Source organism: Flavobacterium sp. (assembly GCF_029242675.1).
In the GTDB taxonomy this organism is placed as follows: domain Bacteria; phylum Bacteroidota; class Bacteroidia; order Flavobacteriales; family Flavobacteriaceae; genus Flavobacterium.
On record NZ_JAQWTM010000282.1, the window covers coordinates 1 to 3847 of the forward strand.

Annotated in this window: 2 protein-coding genes; both read right to left on the reverse strand. The window is 30.8% G+C overall.

The features are described from left to right. Positions 1-253 precede the first annotated feature (253 nt). Complete coding sequence (locus P8M54_RS10315) at positions 254-2461, reverse strand: AAA family ATPase (RefSeq protein ID WP_300287748.1); 2208 nt, start codon at positions 2459-2461, stop codon at positions 254-256. Between the two features lie 151 nt (positions 2462-2612). Further along, a complete protein-coding gene (gene xerA / locus P8M54_RS10320; protein ID WP_300287749.1) occupies positions 2613-3656 on the reverse strand; it encodes a site-specific tyrosine recombinase/integron integrase in 1044 nt (347 codons plus the stop codon). Positions 3657-3847 lie beyond the last annotated feature (191 nt).

The following is a 3847-nucleotide window of genomic DNA, read 5'->3' on the forward strand; positions in this document are numbered from 1 at the left end:
AATTTTGCTGCTCTAGGTTTTTATTTCCGGCAGCTTACTGTAAACTTTTTTAGTCATCACTTAAAAAAATTAAAATCACATTAATTGAGCACGTCCAAAGAGCTATTTACCATAACGTTTTGCGGCTACAAGAAGTGGCGAACTTCGGAACTGCGGTTTTTCTGCTAAGATAAAATTTCTTGCGGAAAATAAACGTGAATTTTGCACTTTTCTCGCCATTTCTTGTAACCGCTGTTAGCTGTAGTCCTTATATTTACGCTGTTTCTTCTATTAAATTCATCATCATATTATAATGTCCTTCGTGTTTTGTCAAAATGAATATATCTTTAAAAACTTTTTTATAAGCTTGAATTGTTCTGTCTTGTAATTCAACGTATAAGTCGTCATTTATGCTATGAGAACCGTCATTTATCCACGAAATTAATGAGCGACAAATTTCTTGTTCTTCTTTTGTTACGAATTTGAGAATTAAATCATCGTCTCCGTATTTACCTAGTAGTTTAAAATAATTTTCAATTATTCTACGCATTACGTTTTGAATTGTCAACGTAGATTTTACATCGTTACTTTTCAATTCTTGCCAAAGAAGTTCATAAGACGATTGAATTGGATTATTCATTTCAAAATTTTGTAAACTAGTGATTTTGTCGTTCTTTCTTAAAATCCAAAAATATGTTTTGTTGCAAATTTTTGTTCTTCCGTCAATAAAAGAAACTTCTTTGTGAAAATATACATTATGAGTTAACAAAATTAATTGTCTCACGTTTCCAATGTCTGCTTTAATATTTTTAATAATGTCTTTAATAAGTGTACTGACAACGAATAAAACATTGCTGTCTAAACTAGAAATTGGGTCGTCAATTACTAAAATTCTTTCATTGTTTACTTCCTCTTCTGAAATACCACCTTTTGTCAATTGCAGATAATACAAAAAAGTGATGAATGTAATTTCTCCTTCACTCAAAGTTGTTTCTGCAATAGTTCCATCTTCTCGTTGAATTTGATAAAATCCTTCTTCCTGTGTTGGAACGATTTCAAAATTTAAAAATCCGTAGGATTTTAAAATTCTGTTTATTTCGTCAATAGTTGGTTGGATACTAGTAACATTCTTATTTAGACTTTTTATTTCAAAATCTAATTTTTTGTATTCATCTTGCTTTGCTTTGTATTGCGTTTCTAAATTGGCAATTCCTTTCTCTAAACCGTCTTTTTTGCTGTTGAAAGTTGTTGTGTCAGTTTTATATTCTTCAATTAGAAATTTCCAAACGGACTTTATAAGATTGCTTTTTTCAGTTGCATAGTTAGTTACAATATTGTTATGTTTTTTTATTTCAAAATTTGCTTCCTTTATTAATTCTATAAGTAAATCTGATTGTTCTTTTATTGAAATTAATTCTACACTTCTGCTTGGTTCTTTAATTTTATTGTTTAGATACTCATTGTTTGCAGTATTTTGACTTATGAATGTTTTCAAATAAGCTGAAAATTTTTCAACATCAAGTTTTGTGTTGTTAAAAGCTCTTTGGTTTACTTCAATACCATTTAAAACGTTAATGATGTTTAAAGTTAAAGTATTATACTCTTGTTTTAATTCTTTGATTTCTTTAATATCATTCAAATATGTTTCATCAAAATAACTTTCTATTTGAGTTTTAAATTCTTCCGTAATTGTTTCTTTTTGGCAGAATGGACAAGTAGTATTTTCAATGTATTCTCTACCTTGATTAACCCAATCATTTATATTAAGTTTTTGAATTAACTTGGCAATATCGACGTCGGCTTTGCCGACGATGATTTTTTTCCAAATTTTATTTTCTTCGATATCTATAACTCTTTCAAACGAAAGTTCGCTTATTTCATCTATTCTCTGTGGTTGTTCACCAAATATTGTTTTTGCTTCTGCTTTTAGGCTTTCAAGCGTTTCTAATTCAGAATTATTATTAGAAAACTCTTGTAGAAGTTTAATTTTGAATGGTTCTTTTTGGTGAGAACCATATGCTTCTTTAAAAACGTTTTCGTGTTTTTTGTAAACTTTTGTCCAAGTTGCTTCTTTAAAATCGTTTTCTAATTTCTCTTTTTCTGATTTTAGTTTATCTAACGTTTCACGTTTTTGAATTCCGTCAATTTTAATTGTTTTGAGCGATTCGGATTTTGTTTCAATTTCTTTAATTTGGTCAGCAGTTGCTTCTCCAAGTGTAAAAACTCCGTTAAGTTTTCCTTTTCCAAAATTACGTTCTCTAAATTCTTTGTTATAAACTAATGTTTTTAAAGGTATAGAATTTTGCCAAGTTAAAGTGCAACTATTAAATTTTGGATCTGATTTGTCGTGTAATAAATTTGAAATTGTAGTTTTTCCACAACCATTAGAACCGTAAATAAAATTAATTTTTTTTAAATCATCAAATTGTACACCAATATTGTCGTAAGTGGCTACATTTTTTATGTCAATTTGTTTTATCATTTTCAGTTTTTTCTTTTATTGGCGGTGCTTTCAGAGGATTACAGCTAACTAGTATATAGGCGAAACAAACCTTCTCAAAGACACCCATAATCGGGTGGATAAGCGAAGGTTTGTTTCGCTTTATTTATAAATCAAATATATAAATTTAAACTTACAAATCATCAAATGGACTTTTTATTTGCTGTAAATTTTTTGTGCTTACATGCGTATATATTTCGGTAGTTTTGCTGCTGTTGTGCCCTAAAAGTTCTTGTATGTATCTCAAATCTGTGCCACTTTCTAGTAAATGTGTAGCATAACTGTGGCGTAACCAGTGAAGTGTTACGGGCTTTTTAATACCTGTTTTTTTTAAGGCTTGTTTTAGAATTAATTGCAAACTTCGAGCTTCGTAGGCTCTTCCCTCAGTTTGTCCCTCAAATAGATAATACTTGGGTTTGCAAATTTTATAATAGTCACGAAGCATGTCTAGTATCTTAGGACTCAGTGGTACGATGCGATCTTTTTTACCTTTTGAATTTTTTAGTAATACGATATTGCGCTTTGAATCAATATCGGCTGGCTTTAACGCTAGTAGTTCACCACATCGCAGTCCGCAACTGTATATTACTGATAGCATGGTTTTATGTTTAATGTTGCTATGCGCCTCTAATAGCAACTTTACTTCTTCCTTACTAAGTACATTTGGTAGCAATTTAGCTCTTTTGGGACGATGTATTTTATCAACCACTATTTTGGTTTCTCTAATAGTTTGAAAAAAAAGTTTGATGGCATTCACAATTTGGTTTTGATAAGAAGCCGAAAGTTTATTTTTTAAAATATAGTCGTTGTTGTAAATAATCACATCTTCATTTGTTATTTCGTTGATGGGTTTCTCACGGTAAAAGACCAAAAATGATCTTAAAGCATCGCTATATGTCGCGACAGTACTGCTACTATAGCGCTGTGATCTTAAATGATTTTTAAATTTTTCGATTTGCTCGATACCTTCCCTGGATGGTAGCGATTGTGAGTGGGGTAGGAGGTCAAATCTAAATCGGTTCTCGACAGTATCTGCTACGTGCCATACTGCTTTTGTAGTACTCCATTGTGCACCTTCACACTCCTTTACTTTTTCTTGCATTCGAATGTTTTGTTCAAAATAAACGGCAATTCGCTTTACTTTTTTATGGGTTATAATCTTTGCACTCCAGTTCATTTGTTACTTCATTTTTTATAAAGATAAGTAATTTTATAAACTTAATAAACACGTAATCGGTTGTTATATAGTTGTATATGGTACACGACGAATTTTTTTTAATTTTTATCGAATGTTTAAAACGCCAAATCTAGCCCTGATCGTCGCGGCATCCTCGTAGTCCCGACATTCCGGGACGAAGAGATATAGCA